Raw genomic sequence first — 19,596 nt, forward strand, 5'->3', positions numbered from 1 at the left:
TAAGTGTTGCTACATAAATAGCCCACCATTGATGTTAAGCACATGCCCCGTTATATATCTTGCTTCGTCGCTTGCTAAAAACAATACTCCTGCTGCTATTTCTTTCCCTGTTCCCATTCTTTGCATTGGAATATTATCTAATATTTTTTCTTTTTGTTTTTCATTTAAAACTTCAGTCATCTTAGTATCTATAAACCCAGGAGCAATGCAATTTACTGTTACACCGCGACTTGCAACTTCTTTTGCTATAGATTTACTCATGGCTATTATCCCAGCTTTAGAAGCTGCATAATTTGCTTGCCCGGCATTGCCTGTTAAACCTACTATTGAGGAAATATTTATAATTCTTCCCCAATTATTTTTAATCAGTTTCCTGCATGCTTCTCTATTTAACTTAAACGTGGAGTTCAAATTAATGTCAATCACCTTTTGCCATGCTTCATCTGTCATTCTCAGCAATAAACTGTCTTGTGTAATGCCTGCATTGCATATGAGCCCATCAAAGCCTTTCATCGACTCACCTGCTTCATTTATTAGTTGATTTACCTCTTCAGCATTTGATAAGTCACAAGGGAGTACATGAATGTTTTTTTCATATTTTTTAGCAACTTCTTCTAGTACTTCTTTTTTTGTGCCAGAGATACATAAAGTTGCTCCGGCTTTATGCATAACCTCTACAATTGCCTGCCCTATTCCGCCTGATGCACCAGTAATCAGAAATTTCCTGTCTTCTAATCCGAACATGATAATTTTTATATTATCCCAGCTCTTAACAGAATATTAAAAGACTTGCAATAGATTTTTTTCATAACTTTCATTTAATAGAAGATTCTTGACAAATCTTGTGTTTATTGGCGAAATTATGGCGGCTGCATGCCTTTTTTTATTTTTTTCTATTCAGCCTAAACACGCTTCGTTTAAGCGTTAGCACATTATCAATTACAGTAATAAAATCAGCACCATGTGGATTCTTTTGCCTTTTTTTGATTGGTAAATTTCTTAACACTTATAGCTAAAGTAATTTAAGAGAGCCAGCGCGTGACTAGTTCTTATTACTTGATCAGTCTTCTGGATCCCAGTGTCTGGGCACTGGGATGACAGGAGTGTGAGATAAGGCTACATTCATACTCCAACAGGAATGACATCATAGAGGTCATTGAGATGACAGGAAAGAATACTTGAATGACAATAGGGACACTAGAATGAAAGGAAAAGAGGCTATTTAATTGTGCTGAATTTTACAAAATTTATTACTCCTGCCTGACAAATTTATTAGAATAGTATGTATAGTATGTTTATTAGTGAAAATCCGAAAAAAATGCAAGAAAAGTTAATATATTACTTTAGCCAAAGCAACTGTGAAGGTAATGCAGCAATGAGAAATCTACTAGGAGGGAAGGGAGCAAATCTGGCAGAGATGTGTAACATTGGCATTCCTGTTCCACCTGGTTTTACAATTTCCACTGCTGTTTGTCAGGCCTATTGTCAAGATAATGAATTGTCTTGTGATCTACGTAACGAGATAAAAAACTACATGGCGATGCTCGAAAGTGACATCGGTTGTAAATTCGGGGATTCAAATAATCCTTTATTAGTTTCCATACGCTCTGGTAGTGTGAATTCAATGCCGGGCATGCTTGATACTATTTTAAATGTTGGTCTAAATGATGAAACCGTTGTTGGGCTTGCAAAAAAAAGTGGCGAACGTTTTGCTTACGATAGCTACTGCCGTTTCATCATGATGTACTCCAATGTTGTACTACAGCTTGATCATCACCTATTTCAAGATGTTATTGATAATGAGCAGCAAAAGAGTGGAGCAAAAAGCTTAGCTGATCTTGATGTTAATGTTTTAAAGAAAATTGTTAATGATTTTAAAGAGATAGTATGTGAGAAAATAGGAAAAAATTTCCCGCAGAACGTTGAAGAGCAATTGTTAAACTCAGTTAATGCAGTATTTGCCTCTTGGAAAAATGATAGGGCTGTTTCCTATAGAAGAATACATAATATTCCTGAAAACCTTGGAACAGCGGTCAACGTGCAAGCAATGGTTTTTGGTAATTTAAATGATAATTCTGCAACCGGCGTGATATTTACACGTAATCCTTCAACTGGAGAAAAAAAGCTTTTTGGTGAGTTTTTAGTTAATGCTCAGGGTGAGGATGTGGTTTCTGGTGTTTATACTCCTATGCCAATTGACGGGGAGCAAGAAAGTACCATGGAGAAGTTGCTACCAAGTGTCTACCGAGAATTATGCGCGGTATGTGAAAAACTTGAAAGTCATAATAAGGACATGCAGGATATCGAATTTACTGTACAGGACGGTAAGTTATGGATTTTGCAGACTAGGTCTGGCAAGCGCACAGCCGAAGCTGCTATTCGCATAATAGTTGATATGGTAAACGAAGGAGTGATTACAAAAGAGGAAGGAATATTGAGAATTGATCCAAAAACTTTTGACAATTTATTGCATCCAGTTCTTGATGTTAAAATCGATCAAGAAGTAATAGGCAAAGGACTGCCAGCTTCTCCAGGTGTTGCTTCTGGATATGTAGTATTCAGTGCAAGTGATGCTGAAAAAGCTGCAGAGCAGGGTAAAAAAGTAATTTTGGTAAGATCAGAGACGAGCCCTGAAGATATTAATGGAATGAATGCTGCAAGTGGAATAGTAACAGCGCGAGGAGGTATGACCTCGCATGCCGCTGTTGTAACTCGTGGAATGGGTAAACCATGCATTTGTAGTCTAAATGGACTTTATATTGATAAAGATGAAAAATTTCTTTCTATGGGGGATATAAAAGTAAATAAAGGTGAATCAATCACCATCAATGGAGGAACAGGAGAGGTTATGCTTGGTATTCTTCCTACAATTTTGCCTGAATTATCTCAAGAATTCAAAACGATAATTAACTGGGTAGATGAAATCAAAACAGTGAAGGTGAGAGCGAATGCTGATACTCCAAAAGATGCAAAAATTGCAAAAGAATTCGGTTCAGAAGGTATAGGATTATGTCGCACAGAACATATGTTTTTTGCTAGTGATAGAATCGAATTCATTCAAAAGTTGATAATAGCTGATGATGAAAATGAAAGGACAAATGCATTAAATAAACTCGAAGAAATGCAAAAGTCTGATTTCAAAGAAATATTTTCTATTATGGAGGGCAGGGAGGTTACTATACGTTTACTTGATCCACCTCTACATGAGTTTTTGCCCCACAATCAATCTATTATAGAGAAAATTGCCAAATCACTGAATAAGTCAGTTGAATCAGTAAAAAATAGAATAGCACAGTTATCAGAAAAAAATCCAATGCTTGGCCATCGAGGTTGTAGACTTGCTATTTCTCATCCTGAAATATATGGCATGCAAATTAGGGCAATACTCAGTGCTGCAAGTGAATTAAGGAAAGAAAAGAAGATAGAAGTGAAACCTGAAATCATGATTCCTTTTATCATGAGTGAGAAAGAGTTTATTCTGATATGCGAGTTAATAAAGAAAGAAGCCGAAAATTTCGATGTGAACTATTCAATTGGAACGATGATAGAACTGCCAAGAGCAGCACTTATTGCTGACAAACTCGCAAAACACGCAGAATTTTTTAGTTTTGGCACTAATGATTTAACACAAACAACTATGGGACTTTCACGAGATGATTCAGTTAATTTCCTCGATTCTTATAAGGAAAGCAACATATTCAAAAACGATCCCTTTGAGGTGCTAGATGTCGAAGGGGTAGGGGAATTAATCAGAATAGCTATCGAAAGGGGCAAAAAAACCAGAAAAGAAATTAAACTTGGTATATGTGGAGAGCATGGAGCGAATCCACAGTCCATAGAGTTTTTCATCAAATCAGGGGTTGATTATGTGTCATGCTCGCCTTATAGAGTACTGGTTGCAAAATTAGTGGCAGCACAGCTTAGCATAAGTTTGTTGGGTAAATAGCGATAACTAACTGTGCGAACATAGATTCCGCTAACAAGTAGCGGAATGATGATTTTTCAAATTGTCGATAAATCTAAGTCAGTTTAGCTATTTTGCTGCTGCTTTTTCTTTTCTTAATATCTTAAGAAAGATTGACTTTTTGTCTAAAATAATATAGGATAAAATAATAGTGAGTGAGGTAAAAATGTCAATATCAAAAGAACGTAAGGAATATTTACTAGAAAAGTTTAAATATGCTGCCAAAGAATTTGGCAAGTCTGGTACAAAGTCCAATCATCTAGCAGTACCAAAAGAACAGCAACTCTCTATTGATTTAGGTAATAGAAAAGTTTTTGGTATCATAAATAAGATTCTGTATTGGATAGAGAATAATTTTACTTATTTTTTTCCACGATATAATTTGTTTCCAGAAGTTGGAGTTGAAGGAAGAAAAATTCCTGGAACTAATACAAGGGTTAAGTATTTTAACTCTGATGAACAATTTGATCAAAGAAAATTTATTGGCGAGCAAGATGGGGAACTTAAGTTATACAACTTAGAGGGCAAATTATATGATACAACTGATAAAATTAGTAAGGGTAAAAAAGGTTGTGTAGCTTATGTTATCACGCTTGATGGAAAATTAGTAACTCATGAACATATTAATGTTAACAAAAGCGAATGGGCTTATCGTCATTCAACTCTTGCAGGCGGTAAGCCGATTTTATGTTCTGGTTTAATGAAAGTGGTAAATGGTAAAATAACTTATATAGACAATAATAGCGGGCATTATAAACCAGAATCAGCAAACTTATACAATGCAGTGAAAAAGTTAGAAGGTCTATTTTCGAAAGATGCGAAAGTTGTTTGCTTACCATATTGGATTAGCTTGAAAAAACAAATTCCGCTTACACGCAAAATTAATCTAGCCAAACGAGAGCCAGTAGAGGAATTCTTGAAAAGGATGGAGAAAAAAGGGAAAGATGGATTGACTCAATATGAAAGACATTTTGAAAAGATAAAGAAATTTAATGAGCAATATGAACAAAAATTGCTTCTTGCAAACTATAAGTCACCTACAAATGAACTGTCCTACAAACCAACTATACATAAAAAACACAGATTGAAATACTCTGAATATATTAACTTACACCTTAATTTTTTGAAAGAGTTTGATGAAAGTCCTGAAGTGCAAAAAATAGCAATAGAACATTCAATAAGAAGGGTTATTGGAGCAAATTATGGCCATAAGCCTACAGTTGCGCTTGCTAAGGCACAGGTAATAGATAAAGATGGAAAGCTGCAAGAAACGGACGAAATAGTAGGTATAAATGTTGCTTTTCACCATGAGAATGATCGTGATGGCTTTGCTAAACTTCTAGATTTTAAAAAGTATAGCTATATTTGCGAACCTCATTTGCAAGATAAAAAAAATAGAGCAGATATGGAAAAATTAATGCCCAATAAACATACAGTTTTTATGAGTACAGACCAGGCTAATAAATTTATAAAGGGCACTTTACAAATTAAAATTGATAGTGTTGAGCAATTGGGTGTTGGTTTAGTGATGGGCTAAAGCTCTGTTTAAATATATATTTAGTTTTGTTACAATATTCTTATTTTCATCATATAATATGATGGAAATTTTATGCACAACTTTTTTATTTGATTAAAAATTGCATTTTTGCAATAAAAACTTATTTATTGTAAGAAAACTTGCTCATATAAAACTATTTATAGAGTGACAATAGCTGTGTTATACTTACACTTCTGATTCGAAAACTTATGCAGTTATTTCTAACAAGATTGGTCAATAAATTTTACTGTTTAAGGATGAGAAACAAAGTAATCATCGTTTCTGGTATTGCTCTTATTCTACTGTTTTTTATCAACAGTACATTTTTAAAAAAAGATCAGGCGGTTCATAGTGATAATCCAATTAGTAGTTTTTCAGTAAAAACTCAGGATTATACTCCACAAAATCGCACTGTATATTTAAATTTTTCTGGTACGGTAAATCCCTTGCATAGGGTCAGCCTTGTCTCAAGAACAAGTGGTCAAGTTATTGCTATTTATTTGTCTGATGGTGAAAAAGTAAAAAGAGGCGATGTAATTTTAAAGATAGAAGATTATGACAGAGTTGCACAAGTTGAGAAAGCCAAAGCTTTATTAAATCAGCGTGAAATTGAGTATGATTCCTCTCGAAAATTGAATAAAAAAGGCTATGGAGCACAGATAAGAGTGGAATCAGCTTTTACTGCATTGCAGAGTGCAAAAGCTGACCTAAAAAGGCTAGAATTGGATTTAGAAAACACTGCGATTAAATCTCCTATTGATGGTTATATAGATAAGATCAACGTAAATGAAGGGGATTTTGTTAATCTTGGACATAAGATAACTGACATAGTTAATTTTGATCAGGTTCTTGTAGTGTTGTATGTTTCAGAAAATGAAGTAAATAAAATAAAAATGGGTAGTGCAGCGCAAATTAATTTGCTAGACGGGAGGGAATTAGTAGGTGAAGTGAGTTTTATTAGTAAAATTGCTGAGCCTAAAACTGGATCTTATAGAGTGGAGGTCAAGGTAACTGATAATGAAATTATATCCTTGCAAGGACTGACTGCTAGTGTAAACCTACCTTCAGGTGAAAGATTTGCATATAAAATTCCTTCTTCGGCCTTAAGCTTAAGTGACGATGGTGTTCTTGGAATAAAGATTGTTGATGACAATAATTATGTAGTATTTACACCAATAGAAATTGTTGATCATGAAAACGATGGTGTTTGGGTGGTGGTAAATAACGAAGATAAGCCTATAAAGTTAATAACATTGGGCCATCTATTTGTTAAGCCTGGTGATAAGGTTTAAGACATAACTTCAGTATCAGTTATAGCCCTTCCCATAATAGTCCAAAAAGGTCATAAGAAAGAAGAATCGACAGCATGACGAAAAGATTTGAATAAAGGAATGTTTTTCCTAGCTCTGTTTTTTATAGCAAACCAATAATGTTCAATTTTGTTAAAATCTGGAGAATATGGAGGAAGATATAAAATTTCTGCACCAACTCCTTTAGCAAATCTTATTAGACTTATGAAAAGTAGCATTATCAAGGATAACAGTTTGTCCAGGTTCCAAAATCGGTGTCAGAAACTGCTCAAACCATTTATTAAAGATATCCATATTGCAGTGGCCTTCAAAGGTTAACGGAGCAATTATTTTTCTTCCACTTAAGGCTGCAACCATGCTAATTCGTTGAGTTTTCTTCCCAGATTTTAGGGCATAAAACCGCTGTCCTTTCTGGCAATACCCATAGGTTCAGTGTCCAGACTCATCTATATACACTAATTCTTTAGGTTCTTTTGTTGCTATAACCTTTGAAAATTGAGCTCGCTTTTCTTCATTTCTTTCTTTATATCCGTAGGTCTTTTTTTTCTTGTGAATCCTATATTTTTAAGTGCTCGATGAATTGTTTGTCTACTAATATTGCCCCAGCATCTCTGACTGAGTTTTGCCACCTTGCTCATTTGCAAATTCGGCAAATGCATTCCAGTCGGTAATTTTATGCGACGCTTCCAGGCTTTTTTGACTGAAAATCTCCCGTTTTCTCACGTCTTTTCTTCCACTCATATAAAGTTGTTTTTCCGATCTTAAATCTTGCTGCCACCGTTTCCCTGCTTTCTCCTTCTTCTAGTGCTTCCATTGCTTTTTTTATAACTATATGCTACTGGCATCCTTACCTTCCACTACTATCAATCCATATCTTACTCTTTTTGGACTATTATGAGAAGGGCTATAGTACTCTCAACCAGAACTTCACTTTCAGCCAAATAAAAACCCAAAACTTCTTTTCTGCCATTTTGCTAATATGTTATACATACATTTGCTTACACAATCTCCTTGACCTTAAAAAACCATGAACACTATTGGATATACAGATTGCAGCGGACGACTGCGCCATTCGTTGATTACCGGTAACAATTTGTCAGTAATACTTGATATCTCTGCTGCAGATATTTTATATTTCTTCTACATGCGATGCTATATCCCATGCCACTGGCATATGTACTTAAAACCTTTGCTTCAAGTTCGGTTGTTTGCCTTTTTCTGACTACTTGTAGCTCGAAACTTCCTTCTCTATCTCTTGGTGTCAATAGTTCAAATACTTGTCCGTAAAGTCTTTGAATTTCTTCGGTTGTTTTCTTCGCTTTCAGCCGACAAATGGTTTTCTATCTCGCCTTCCCTCTAGCAGTTTTTTTATAAATGGTGTTAATGTTCCATCTCTTCCTGTCAATGGTCTTCCTTCTCGTATAGATGATAAGATATTTGTTTCTAATTCTTTATAGTCTACCAAACCGGTAGTTGTGTTTGCTTGACTCATTGTCAAACCTCCATTTTTTTATCAATTTATTACTTTACTTCTCGGTTTGACACAGTTTATTTAACCATACGCGTCAAGTTAAGGAACTGTGGTAATAAACTTAGTGTAAGGAAGAGAAAAAAAAGATATAAGTTCTCTTAAATCTAACAAAGAAAACGGAGAACTTATACAATGAAAAGAATAGTTTGCATCTCAAAAAAGCTCAAAGAATTTTTTAATGAAAAAGCAGATAAAATCTCAGCTACAACAGGGTTCATAAAAAGAAAGAGGAAGCTAAAAGGCTCGTCGTTCATAAAAGCCATCGTTTTGGGTAATATAGGGGTTGATAATTGTAGTATAGAGACAGTGTGTCAATTATTGAATGAAGACTCGATAAATATAACAAAACAAGGTCTGGACTTTAGATTTACCAAGGAAGCAGTGGAATTTATGAAAAGAATGTATAATGAATCTTTAACGTTACTTAAAAATACCTTACAAGTTGATTGCAGAATCTTGAAGCACTTTGGAGGTGTTAAATTATTAGACAGCAGCTACATTAGCTTACCTAACAGTATGGAAGAAATGTATAAAGGTTATGGTACCAGCTACAGTGGTTATGAAAGCAATACTAAGTCTGGAATAAAGTTACAATTAGTTTTTGACTACCTAAACCAGACATTAGACCAGCTTAATATAACTGAGGGAATAAGGTCAGATCAGGGTTATAGAAGCCATTTAAGCAATATATCGAACAACGATTTACTAATATCTGATTTGGGTTATTTTGTGCCAAGTTCTTTTAAACAAATCAATGAAATAGGAGCTTATTTCATAAGTCGTTATAAATCCGATACTAACATATATGATATAGAGACAGGTCAAAAAATAGATTTACTAGAACATTTGGGAGATCGATCTTTTCTAGAACAGGAGGTATTGTGAGGAAAAGAGACAAGGGTTAAAGTAAGAATTATATTTAAAAAACTAACTGAAGAACAAGCTATGGCTAGAAGAAGAAAGGCTAATAGGTTAGCAAGATCACATGGATACACATCTTCTCAAAGGAACCAAAAGTTACTAAATTGGTCGATATTTATAACTAATGTTCCAAAAAGTAAGATTAATGCTGAGCAAATACTAGTAGTTTACCGAATAAGATGGCAAATTGAATTATTGTTCAAATTATATAAGAGTAATATAAGGCTTGATAAGCTGAGAGGAAAGCCATACAGAGTATTATGTGAGCTATATGCCAAATTGTGTGCAATTCTTATATTTCATGGAATAGTGGGTTGCACAGAACTGAAAAAAAATACGGAGCTTAGCTTAACAAAGGCATTTATTGAGCTAAAAAGACGGGTTAGAGAGTTATTTTTAGCACTAAATAATAAAATTAAAGGCTTAAATATTTTTCTCAAAAAGCTTACCATAACTTGGTCGCAGTTTTCATTAAAAGACAAGTACAGAAAAACTAGAGTATCCACCTTAACTTCTCTAAATTTGCTCACAATCTCTTAACTTGACGCGTATGGTTTATTTAACACTCCCCTTTTTGTTTAGTAATGGTTAATGCTTCCTTCTATAATGCAAAACCCATACTCACCCAATCCAATCAATTACTTGCAATCTGGATTCCAGTTTTAAGCTACTCGTATGACAGAGAAAGGGCTACTTGCATGAAATGAAAAGGAGCACCGAGCAGATCACTTCTTCACAAAGATCTTATCAGCAACACGCATATCAATTATGCTCCAATTGCTAAAAGTAAAGTCGGTTGTATTTTGCAAGTGGCTTAAATAATCCCATGCGCTATAAGGATTATCTTCAGGCAATTTTACTGTGGCACTGTTATCGAGTATGATATTCCATCTTCTATTGCCTACATAAACACAAGAAGAAATATGATCACTTAATTGAGTTTTCCTCTCTAGTATATCTTTAATGAATTTTAGGCTTGATAACGAATTTTGTCCTTTGATTATAACGAGGTTATCTATCTGGTAATCATCTACGATTACTTTACCTTCAGAGTCAATTACTGAAGTTCTGTTATCATCTTTCCAAAGAGCAAAAGGTTTGTGTTCATTTACATCAATGCGTAAGGTGTTGGGTAAAATCCTATAAATTCTTACATGTTTTATCCATTCGCTTACAGATTGTATATTATCTGTTAGTTTTGAGAGTGATACATACATGATAGGTTGTGTTCTATCTACTAAACTTAGAATGTCCTGTTCATTTGTAAATTTGTTTCCAGTAACGGTTACTTTGTCGATTGAAAATCCATTGCTAATTAATAAGCTCGATAAGCGATCGTTACACCAAGTAAAGTAGTAATTGAATCGATTTGTTATTTTATCAAGTGAACTATAAAGTACTAGTGTAAGGAAAAGTGCAGTTATAATCATGAAAGCACACTTGCGCAAAAAACTCCTTTGGCTTCTAGTAACATTGTTCAACATCGGCTTGATCTCTAATATTCTTGTGGTGTAAACTGTCTTTGACAATAATTTTAATTAATTCATTAAAATCAATTCCTTTTGTCAATTTTGCAATTTCTGGTACTAACGATAATTCAGTAAAGCCAGGATGTGTATTAATCTCAAGCATTTTTAAAGTGTTATTTTGGGGATTATAACGGAAGTCTGAGCGGGAAACAGTTTTGCATCCTAAAAATTGATGAACTTTTAGTGCGTGTTCCAAGGTCATTCTATATATGTTGTCAGGAATTTTAGCAGGAAATATATGTTCTGCAAATCCATCTGTATACTTTGCTTCATAATCATAGAATTTATTTTTTGGTCGTATTTCCATAGTGCCAATTGCTTCATTCAGCAACACAGCAGTATGTAACTCTATACCCGGTATGTATTCTTCTATGATCATCTTTTCCATTATAGTAGAACTGTTATTTTTCAGCTCTAAGTAATCCTCATGTGAGAAAATCATGTGTACTCCAATGCTTGAGCCTTCGTTAATCGGTTTTAAGACGTACGGATAATCAACTTTAATATTATTTTTTAGCACATCTTCTCGACTAATTACATAACCTCTTGGAGTGTCGATATTAAGAGAATGGAATATATGCTTTGACATCACTTTATTCATAGCAACAGCCGAAGCCATAACTTCTGAGTGTGTATATTTTATACCTAAAATCTCCAGTAAACCTTGAATACAGCCATCTTCACCATAAGGTCCATGTAGAGCAATAAAAGCAAGAGCGGGATTAGTTTTTTTAAGCTTTTGAGCAATGTTGCTATCAACATCTATTTCTATTGCATTATATGAAAGGCTATCAAGCGCCTTCTTTACTGCTTTTCCGCTCATAAGCGATATTTCTCTTTCGCAAGAAAATCCACCACTTAAAATTGCTATAGTTGGAACCATAAGCACCCTAATATTTTGCTATATATCATATATAAAAGATACTTTTATCTTCAATAGAAAAAACGCTTTGAAAAATTCCACAGCTGTACAGATATTGCAATTTGCAGGTGGCAAGTAGTTTTATGTAAACTGGTTCCTTTGTGATTAGACACCAGATTGCAAGTAATACATTGGGTTTTGCATTATAGAATAGGGTTATTGCAAAACATATTTCCTTCAAACGTAAATGGTGTCCCTATATCCTATTGTAACGATAGTTACTTCATGTTTTTGGTGTCTGTATAATACACATCGCCAACTCTTAGTCTTCTAAATCCTTTAAAGCTATGGTGCAAGATTCACTGAATCAACTGTAAGACGTTCCTATATTGCTTTATTTACTCTTGATTTTATATTTAATATAATATTAATACTTTTATATTAAAATAAATATAATTTTAATTAAGGAGAATATTATGGTAACAGATAATAATGAATGTACATTAAGTAAAGATTGTATTAAATCAATCACTGGACCGTTATGGGGAGCGCATTATAACTCAAAGAAGACAATTGAAACAATTCAAAAAGATTTCAAGAATCTAAGAACCTGTCTTGAAAGGAGTTAATTGGCTAATTTAGTAAGCATAGAAGTAATCATATTAAATAAGATATTGTTTTTTGAAGTAAGAGGAGAATGTTCGTAATCCTTGCTCATGCGTCTAAAATTGGAAAGCCAGGCAAAGGTTCGTTCTACAATCCAACGTTTAGGAATAACTTGAAATCCTGTATCAACCAATTTCTTGGTAATCGTTAGCAAACATCCAGTTTCCAACAAACATCGATTTTGTAATTTACCTTTATACCCTTGATCAGCAAAAAACCTACGTAATGTTGGAGCTTTGCATTTAGCTTGAACAAAAAGATTGGTAGCACCATCACGGTCCTGAATGCTTGCGCTGTGTACTTCTGCAGTAATTACAAGACCTAGTGTATCTACAATAATATGACGTTTTCTACCCTTTATTTTTTTACCGGCATCATATCCTCTTGATCCCCTTTTTGAGTCGTTTTCACTGATTGACTGTCAATTATACCTACTGAAGGTGTTTCATTTTTGCCAACCATTTTTCTTACCTCTTTTACTAGCATGTCATGTATTTTTTTCAATTTTCCATTATTACGCCACCTGAGAAAATAGTCATACACCGTTTTCCATGGAGGAAAATCTTTTGGTAGCATTCTCCACTGGCAACCACCCCTCATTATGTACCTTATTGCATTAATAATTGTTCTTATGTTATGTTTTCTTGGTCGTCCTATCGCTCCTTGTGCAACATAGGGCTCTAAAATTTCCCATTCCTTGTCACTTATATCACTTGGATACAACTTACCCTCCTATTTTTTGCTTACCTCATCATACTCTTTTCTTCATTACCTTTCAAGACAGGTTCTAAGCAATAATATTCATTTAACCAATACCAAGTTATGGGGAGAGTATGGTAATTTAAAGAAGACAATTGAAACAATTCAAAAAGATTTCGAGAATCTGAACAATGAACTTAAACCAGACAATATTGATAGTAATATATCATCTGCTGATATATTTTCTGATGAAACGCACATTTACGATTCAATGTCTATTTAACCAAAAAGATGTGAGGCTTCTTTTGTACTCTCTATTTATTCTGAACTTTTCAATAAAGTAATAAACGTATCTGAAAAGTAATTATGCTAATATAAATATTACAATTTTATTAACACATAAATGCTACCGTGGAGTTAGTTTTTTAATTTAGGAGTATATTATGGTTATGTCTACACAAAACTCGAATTCATTAACGTTTCAGGCACGCAACCTATCTCATATTTGCCATAAAAACTGTGAAGAGGCGTTCAATGAAACAGACAAACCTCTGTGCAAGGCTAGATGTGATGCTTTCTTTTCAGTGCCTGAACCTCGTTCACAAATTAGTGAGAAATTAATAGACATTGCAAACAATCTCCGTTTTGAGAGTGCACAATTATCGTCTATGGCAGATGAAATAGATGCTTACAATTCAATGTCTATTTAATCAAAAAAGTGTGAGTCCACTTTCGTACTCTATTACCCTAAATTTTCGTCAAAATAAGCTGTTTTATCCTTTTTTTCTTTATACTCTTCTGCTGTATCTAGGGGTTGCTTTTTAGCTGTGACATTTGGCCACTTTTGCGAATATTCTACATTTATGTTGTAAAATGATTTAAAGATTTTTTGTTCATTGTTCAGTAAGCCTTCATCTAGCTCTAGAATATCTTTTATGGAATCATCAGTTACAATTGCATCTACTGGACATTCAGGTATACACACTCCACAATCAATACACTCATCTGGGTTAATCACGAGCATATTTTTACCTTCATAAAAGCAGTCAACGGGACATACTTCTACACAGTCCGTATATTTACATTTTATGCATTTATCTGTAACAAAATGCGTCATAAAATACTGTATATTTGCATTATCTTGGGTACACTAAACTGATAAGAAATTCAAGCCTTTTATGAAGATAAATAAATTAAATAACGAAGAATTAGAAATATGGCTAAGCTTGGCTAGAACTGTGGGACCAGTAAAGTTTTTTAGTATACTAAGAGCATGTGGCTCACTAGATGAAGTGCTTAAGTATCTTAATGAATTGGCTAACAAGGATTATGGAATTAAAAATGTACAAGAAGAAATTAAGAATGCAGAAAAAATTGGAGCCAAAATAATACCAGCATGTGATCCAGATTACCCTGACATTTTAAGGAATATACCGAGTTGTCCTCCTGTAATAACTACACTTGGTGATATATCATTGTTAAGCCGTGAGATAATTGCAATAATCGGTGGACGTAATTCTTCAATCAATGGAAGAAATTTTGCCAATAAGTTGGCACTTGATTTAAGCGAAGTTGGTTTCATCGTAATTTCTGGACTTGCAAGAGGGATCGATACTGCAGCAAACAGTGTAATATACAAAAATCACCCAACCATTGCTGTCACAGCAAACGGAATTGACGTAGTATACCCAAGAGAAAATTTTGATCTATACAAAAGAATCACTGAAAATGGCGGGTTAGTAATTACTGAGCTTCCATTTGCTACTAAACCAAAGCCTCAGTATTTTCCCCAAAGAAACCGAATTATATCTGGCCTTTCACTCGGTGTTGTGGTAATTGAAGCATCAAAAAAGTCTGGTTCTCTCATCACAGCAGATTTTGCTTTGAATCAAGGAAGAGAGGTGTTTGCAGTTTCTGGTTTCCCTTTAGATTCACGCTGTAGTGGTAGTAATTATTTAATTAAGAACGGCGCTAAACTTGTTGAATCCGCTGATGATATAGTAGAGAGCGTGAGATTTAGTTTACCGCTTCAGCAAAAAAATCTATTTGATACCGTTGCTGACCAAAAACAAGAAAAATTACAACAGGCAAAATCTGTTATAGTTGATCATATTAACTCTGTACCTGTTGATATAGATGAACTTATATTAGCAAGCGGACTTTCTACCAACATAGCTCTAATGGCTCTTTTGGAACTAGAGACGGAAAATAAAATAGAGCGTTTGCCGGGGAATAAAATATCATTAATTTTCTAGATTGCTTTAGTTATAAATCCACAACCGTACAAACATTATGATTTGAGTCCACCAAGAAAGATGTCATTCCAGCGTGTGACGCTGGCTTTCCGTAATCTCACTAAAAACGTTGTATTTTTACATAACTTTTATACTTACTAACTTAATATATAATCAGAATTCCTAGATTCCAGACTCATGCATCAATAGACCTGCTGCAAAAGGTAATGATAAAATGATGAAAGAGGAATAAGCAGATAGAGTAAGGTAAAAAAATGAGCTTTAGTTACTACAATATAAAGAAACACCCAAGAAATTTTCGTAATATAACAGGCTTAACTGTAGAAGAATTTGAAAAGGTGATAGAAAAAGTGGGGAACGTTCAAAAAAGTGTGTCAAGCCGAAAAGAAAAGTAATAAATTGATATAAAAAATGGAGGTTTGAAATGAGTCAAGCAAATAGAACTACCGGATTAGTGGACTATAAAGAACTAGAATCAAATATTTTATCATCTATAGCTAACCCAAGAAAGGTTTAGCTATATGGCAAAATTGGTTAGAATGGTATAATAAGTAATGAGAAAGAAGAAGATGCCAAGTCCATATAGTGAGGATCTGAAAGAACGTGTTCTCAAAGGAGTCGATAAAAAAACAATGACGATAAAAAAATCAGTCAAATATTCAAAGTGAGCATAAAACCAATATATTTGTGGAGGAAAAGGAAAAAAGAAACAGAAACAGAAACCATCTTCAGGCTATCACAAAGGATATGGTCATAAGATTAAAGACTTAGATAGATTTGCCAAATTTCTGAATGGAAATTAAGATATTAGAATTGAAAAGATAATTGAAGAATTTGGTAATATGTGTAGAAGCACAGTATATAACTACCTTAGCAAAGTAAACTATACATATAAAAAAAACTTTTCTTTATCGAGAAAGAGATAAAGAGAAACGCAAAGAGTTCATAAAAAAAGTAGAAGAAATAAATAAAGGAAACTTGATATACATAGATGAGTCTGGAATAGAGGACAATGAATTTTATGAATATGGGTGGTCTCAAAGAGGCAAGAGGTTATTTGCCCAGGGTTTAAAAGAAAGAGGGTAATCATAATTGGAGCACTGAATGAAGGAAAAGTTAAAGCATCATGGATAATTGATGGCTACTGCAACAGGGAGATTTTTGATGCTTATGTAGAAAATGTACTTGTTCCTGTATTTAAACCTGGACAGACTATTGTTCTCGACAATGCGAGCTTTTATAAATCTGCAAGGATGAAAAATTTGATAGAAAATATTGGGTGTAAAATTTTGTTCTTGCCTCCATACTCGCCAGATTTAAATCCGATTGAGAAGTTCTGATCAAGCACGCCATAAGAAAGGCTCTACAAACCTTTTGGCCCAATATTAATTCGGCTATTGATTTTGTTTTTTAGTGCTCGGGCAAATCTTACTTCGGTTAGCTATAGCAGCTATAATGTGCTTGCAACAACTAATTCACTACGGCAACTGCACCGTGACAGTGTTTGTATTTTTTTCCAGAGTTACAAGGGCACTTGTCATTTCTTGAAACTTTTGGAAGTCTGCTATTTTTAGTAGAGCGTGACCTATTGCCTATTTCTTGATTGTCTAGCAACTTAAAGTGCGCTAGGCGGTGAATGGTAAGCTTCCCCCACTTTTCAAGCATCGACTCAAACATTAAGAAAGCTTCGCGTTTAAATTCATTCAGTGGGTCTTTTTGCCCCATGGCACGCAAATTTATGCTTTGTCTTAGGCTCTCTAAGACCGAAAGGTGCTCCCTCCATAAATGATCAAGTGTCATGATCATCACTTGTTTCACTATCGTATTCCACAAATCTGTAGTTTGTTGACTATTGAAATATTTTTCTTTCTCAGTAAAAAATTCTTGTATCTTGTCATTTATATAATCCAAGGCTTCTTGTTTATTCAAAAACTCTTCTAGATTAAGCGTTATCCCGTATCTTATGTGGAATTCTTTTGCAATATCTTCAACATAATCTTCGTAATAACCACTTTGTACTATACCTTCTATTATATCCTCATTTACTTCACTATATACTTCAACTAAATCATTGATTTCATTGTTTAAAATATGATTTCTCTGCTTAAAAATAACTTTACGTTGATTGTTGATTACATCATCAAACTTTAGCAAAGACTTCCGCACATCATAATTTCTAACTTCAACTTTCTTCTGTGCTTTTTCAAGTGCTTTATTAATCCATGGATGATGAATAGCCTCGTTGTTCTTTAGTCCCACTTTTTGCAAAAAATTCCTCATTCTATCAGAACCAAATATCCTCATTAAATCATCTTCAAGTGATAGAAAGAACTTAGAAAGTCCAGGGTCACCTTGGCGGCCAGAACGTCCACGTAATTGATCATCTATTCTCCTGCTTTCATGCCTTTCGGTTCCAATAACACATAAGCCACCAGCTTTTATAGCAATTTCCTTATCTTTTTTTACTCTTTTGACTATTTCTTGATATTTTTTTTCTCTTTCATCAGCATTTTTTATTTTCTCGAGCTCTATTTTTGCAATCATTTCAACATTTCCACCAAGCTGAATATCAGTTCCACGTCCTGCCATGTTTGTTGCTATAGTAATGCTGCCTGGTATTCCAGCTTGCGCTATTATATACGCTTCTTGTTCATGATAACGAGCATTCAATACTGAATGCTTAAGAGAATGGCTTTTCAAAAGATCGGAAAGTTTTTCAGAATTTTCAATACTCACAGTGCCAACAAGCACTGGTTGAAGGCGTTTGTGACATTCCGCTATAAACTTCAATACAGCACTAAATTTTTCTTTTTCTGTGCCATAAATTTCATCATCAACATCTATTCTTTTAACAGGCACATTAGTTGGAATTTTTACTACATTTAATCTATATATATCACGAAATTCTTCTGCCTCTGTTGCTGCTGTTCCTGTCATACCAGAAAGTTTGTTGTACATACGAAAGTAGTTCTGAAATGTGACTGATGCTAAAGTTTGACTTTCATGCTGAATTTCAAGATTCTCCTTTGCCTCCAGTGCCTGGTGAAGACCATCAGAATATCTCCTACCTTCCATCATGCGCCCAGTAAACTCATCAATAATTACCACCTTACCGTTTTTCACTATATAATCTTTATCAGCAGTAAACAGCTTATGTGCACGAAGTGCTTGATCTATATAATGAGTCAGTATAATATTGCTAGTATCATAGAGCGAGGAATTTTCAGGAATGAGGTTATACGATTTTAGTAATTCCTCCACTCGTGAAATGCCATTTTCAGTGAGGAACACTGCTCTACTCTTTTCATCGACTTCATAGTCAGAATCAACTAATTTGATTACTATTTTATTGATATGCTTATATATCTGATTATTTTCCTCAAGTGGGCCAGAAATAATGAGCGGAGTACGCGCTTCATCAATCAGTATGGAGTCTACTTCGTCTACTATTGCATAATTGAAGCCTCTCTGAACCATATCTTCTTGAGAAAATTTCATATTATCTCGTAGATAATCAAAGGCAAGTTCATTATTTGTTGAGTATACGATATCTGCGCTATAAGCCTTTTTTCTCTCGTCGTCTGTCAAATTATTTGTAATAAATGCAACAGAAACTCCAAGAGAATTATATAATTTACTCATCCACTCTGTATCTCGTTTTGCAAGATAGTCGTTAACAGTTACGACGTGCACACCTTTTCCTTCTAAAGAATTTAGATATGCGGCTAAAGTTGCGACGAGTGTCTTTCCTTCTCCTGTTTTCATTTCTGATATCATGCCATTATGGAGAACCATGCCACCAATTAGCTGAACGTCGAAATGCCTCATGTTAAGGAATCTTCGTGATGCTTCTCGTACAACCGCAAATGCAGGTACGAGAAGGTCATTTAGTGTTTTTCCATTTTTCAGTTCTTGTTTTAATTCCGCAGTTTTACTAGCAAGATCCTCATCAGATAAGCTCTGCATTTCTTGCTCTAGCGCATTAATCTGCTGAGCAATTTTTCTGAAGGATTTTATTATCTTCTTGTTCGTTGATCCAAATATCCTTTTTATAAAAAAAAGTGACAACGTAAAAATGAAGAATATAAGAATAGTTGTTAAAACTAACGTAGAGTCTGGCATAAACTTAGGTAAAGTTTTATTTAATATGAGATTATATTACTAAACGTAACCTGCGGCAATTAGATTCAGAAAATCTTTATTTACAAACTAAGCAAAAGATTCTTGCAGATGAAATGTAAAAGAGTCTATTTATTTTATTAAATATTATAATTAATAATTAAACTTTCTTAATAAATTATTAAAATAGTGTTAAGCTACAT

Annotated in this window: 15 protein-coding genes and 3 pseudogenes; 10 read left to right on the forward strand and 8 right to left on the reverse strand. The window is 34.1% G+C overall.

What is annotated here, in order from left to right; all coding sequences use genetic code 11:
• Positions 1-9: 9 nt before the first annotated feature.
• Entirely contained in the window at positions 10-744 is a 735-nt protein-coding gene (fabG, locus tag ABWU56_RS01925) for a 3-oxoacyl-[acyl-carrier-protein] reductase (protein ID WP_353281680.1), read from the reverse strand.
• A gap of 547 nt (positions 745-1,291) precedes the next feature.
• Between fabG and ppdK the strand changes: the two genes are divergently transcribed.
• The 3 genes from ppdK (at position 1,292) to ABWU56_RS01940 (ending at position 6,793) form a co-directional block, all read left to right on the forward strand.
• Complete coding sequence (gene ppdK, locus ABWU56_RS01930) at positions 1,292-3,946, forward strand: pyruvate, phosphate dikinase (RefSeq protein ID WP_353281682.1); 2,655 nt, start codon at positions 1,292-1,294, stop codon at positions 3,944-3,946.
• Between the two features lie 184 nt (positions 3,947-4,130).
• The gene (locus ABWU56_RS01935) at positions 4,131-5,501 is read left to right on the forward strand and encodes a hypothetical protein (protein ID WP_264375908.1); all 1,371 of its coding nucleotides are present in this window, start codon (positions 4,131-4,133) and stop codon (positions 5,499-5,501) included.
• Positions 5,502-5,758: 257 nt separating this feature from the next.
• Positions 5,759-6,793 carry an efflux RND transporter periplasmic adaptor subunit gene (locus ABWU56_RS01940; RefSeq protein ID WP_353281684.1) on the forward strand — a complete coding sequence of 345 codons (1,035 nt, stop codon included), beginning with the start codon at positions 5,759-5,761 and terminating at the stop codon, positions 6,791-6,793.
• A 50-nt stretch (positions 6,794-6,843) separates the two neighbouring features.
• On the opposite strand, the pseudogene ABWU56_RS01945 reads toward ABWU56_RS01940, so the two are convergent.
• Both ABWU56_RS01945 and ABWU56_RS01950 read right to left on the reverse strand, forming a co-directional pair.
• Positions 6,844-7,656, reverse strand: a pseudogene (locus ABWU56_RS01945) (IS630 family transposase).
• Between the two features lie 81 nt (positions 7,657-7,737).
• Positions 7,738-8,303, reverse strand: a pseudogene (locus ABWU56_RS01950) (transposase); the annotation flags it as partial.
• A 171-nt stretch (positions 8,304-8,474) separates the two neighbouring features.
• Here ABWU56_RS01950 and ABWU56_RS01955 point away from each other — a divergent pair.
• Positions 8,475-9,803, forward strand: a pseudogene (locus ABWU56_RS01955) (IS4 family transposase).
• 185 nt (positions 9,804-9,988) lie between these two features.
• Here ABWU56_RS01955 and ABWU56_RS01960 read toward each other — a convergent pair.
• Entirely contained in the window at positions 9,989-10,747 is a 759-nt protein-coding gene (locus tag ABWU56_RS01960) for a cell division protein FtsQ/DivIB (RefSeq protein WP_010401947.1), read from the reverse strand.
• On the reverse strand, positions 10,728-11,681 hold the full coding sequence (locus ABWU56_RS01965) for a D-alanine--D-alanine ligase (protein ID WP_039833309.1): 954 nt from the start codon (positions 11,679-11,681) through the stop codon (positions 10,728-10,730). Before ABWU56_RS01965 ends, ABWU56_RS01960 begins: the two co-directional genes overlap by 20 nt.
• A gap of 449 nt (positions 11,682-12,130) precedes the next feature.
• Between ABWU56_RS01965 and ABWU56_RS01970 the strand changes: the two genes are divergently transcribed.
• Positions 12,131-12,283 carry a hypothetical protein gene (locus tag ABWU56_RS01970; RefSeq protein ID WP_353281686.1) on the forward strand — a complete coding sequence of 51 codons (153 nt, stop codon included), beginning with the start codon at positions 12,131-12,133 and terminating at the stop codon, positions 12,281-12,283.
• Here ABWU56_RS01970 and ABWU56_RS01975 read toward each other — a convergent pair.
• Positions 12,280-13,043 (reverse strand): IS5 family transposase gene (locus ABWU56_RS01975; protein WP_353281091.1). Its coding sequence is split into 2 segments (ribosomal slippage): positions 12,280-12,689 and positions 12,689-13,043, totalling 765 coding nucleotides; the frame shifts between segments, so codons are not numbered across the junction. The two genes, ABWU56_RS01970 and ABWU56_RS01975, sit on opposite strands and share 4 nt — an antisense overlap.
• 16 nt (positions 13,044-13,059) lie before the next feature.
• Between ABWU56_RS01975 and ABWU56_RS01980 the strand changes: the two genes are divergently transcribed.
• Both ABWU56_RS01980 and ABWU56_RS01985 read left to right on the forward strand, forming a co-directional pair.
• Complete coding sequence (locus ABWU56_RS01980) at positions 13,060-13,302, forward strand: hypothetical protein (RefSeq protein ID WP_353281688.1); 243 nt, start codon at positions 13,060-13,062, stop codon at positions 13,300-13,302.
• A 160-nt stretch (positions 13,303-13,462) separates the two neighbouring features.
• On the forward strand, positions 13,463-13,729 hold the full coding sequence (locus ABWU56_RS01985) for a hypothetical protein (protein WP_265031015.1): 267 nt from the start codon (positions 13,463-13,465) through the stop codon (positions 13,727-13,729).
• 32 nt (positions 13,730-13,761) lie between these two features.
• Here the strand turns inward: ABWU56_RS01985 and ABWU56_RS01990 are convergent, their stop codons facing one another.
• Positions 13,762-14,136: a ferredoxin family protein gene (locus ABWU56_RS01990; protein WP_010405211.1), complete on the reverse strand. Its 375-nt coding sequence runs from the start codon at positions 14,134-14,136 to the stop codon at positions 13,762-13,764.
• A gap of 61 nt (positions 14,137-14,197) precedes the next feature.
• Here ABWU56_RS01990 and dprA point away from each other — a divergent pair, with 61 nt between their 5' ends.
• The 3 genes from dprA (at position 14,198) to ABWU56_RS02005 (ending at position 16,614) form a co-directional block, all read left to right on the forward strand.
• On the forward strand, positions 14,198-15,274 hold the full coding sequence (gene dprA / locus ABWU56_RS01995; RefSeq protein WP_353281691.1) for a DNA-processing protein DprA: 1,077 nt from the start codon (positions 14,198-14,200) through the stop codon (positions 15,272-15,274).
• 254 nt (positions 15,275-15,528) lie between these two features.
• Complete coding sequence (locus ABWU56_RS02000; protein ID WP_010405218.1) at positions 15,529-15,669, forward strand: hypothetical protein; 141 nt, start codon at positions 15,529-15,531, stop codon at positions 15,667-15,669.
• A gap of 636 nt (positions 15,670-16,305) precedes the next feature.
• Entirely contained in the window at positions 16,306-16,614 is a 309-nt protein-coding gene (locus ABWU56_RS02005; RefSeq protein ID WP_265041681.1) for a transposase, read from the forward strand.
• 130 nt (positions 16,615-16,744) lie between these two features.
• On the opposite strand, the gene secA is transcribed toward ABWU56_RS02005, so the two are convergent.
• A complete protein-coding gene (gene secA / locus ABWU56_RS02010; protein ID WP_353281693.1) occupies positions 16,745-19,396 on the reverse strand; it encodes a preprotein translocase subunit SecA in 2,652 nt (883 codons plus the stop codon).
• Positions 19,397-19,596: the final 200 nt, after the last annotated feature.

The sequence above is a fragment of the Wolbachia endosymbiont (group B) of Horisme vitalbata genome (assembly GCF_964028625.1).
GTDB lineage: Bacteria > Pseudomonadota > Alphaproteobacteria > Rickettsiales > Anaplasmataceae > Wolbachia.

What these genes read in the sequence shown, in the direction of transcription:
- fabG (WP_353281680.1), bottom strand. Translation starts at nt 744, where the DNA reads ATGTTCGGATTAGAAGACAGGAAATTTCTGATTACTGGTGCATCAGGC.
- ppdK (WP_353281682.1), top strand. Translation starts at nt 1,292, where the DNA reads ATGTTTATTAGTGAAAATCCGAAAAAAATGCAAGAAAAGTTAATATAT.
- ABWU56_RS01935 (WP_264375908.1), top strand. Translation starts at nt 4,131, where the DNA reads ATGTCAATATCAAAAGAACGTAAGGAATATTTACTAGAAAAGTTTAAA.
- ABWU56_RS01940 (WP_353281684.1), top strand. Translation starts at nt 5,759, where the DNA reads ATGAGAAACAAAGTAATCATCGTTTCTGGTATTGCTCTTATTCTACTG.
- ABWU56_RS01960 (WP_010401947.1), bottom strand. Translation starts at nt 10,747, where the DNA reads ATGTTGAACAATGTTACTAGAAGCCAAAGGAGTTTTTTGCGCAAGTGT.
- ABWU56_RS01970 (WP_353281686.1), top strand. Translation starts at nt 12,131, where the DNA reads ATGGTAACAGATAATAATGAATGTACATTAAGTAAAGATTGTATTAAA.
- ABWU56_RS01985 (WP_265031015.1), top strand. Translation starts at nt 13,463, where the DNA reads ATGGTTATGTCTACACAAAACTCGAATTCATTAACGTTTCAGGCACGC.
- ABWU56_RS01990 (WP_010405211.1), bottom strand. Translation starts at nt 14,136, where the DNA reads ATGACGCATTTTGTTACAGATAAATGCATAAAATGTAAATATACGGAC.
- dprA (WP_353281691.1), top strand. Translation starts at nt 14,198, where the DNA reads ATGAAGATAAATAAATTAAATAACGAAGAATTAGAAATATGGCTAAGC.
- ABWU56_RS02000 (WP_010405218.1), top strand. Translation starts at nt 15,529, where the DNA reads ATGAGCTTTAGTTACTACAATATAAAGAAACACCCAAGAAATTTTCGT.
- secA (WP_353281693.1), bottom strand. Translation starts at nt 19,396, where the DNA reads ATGCCAGACTCTACGTTAGTTTTAACAACTATTCTTATATTCTTCATT.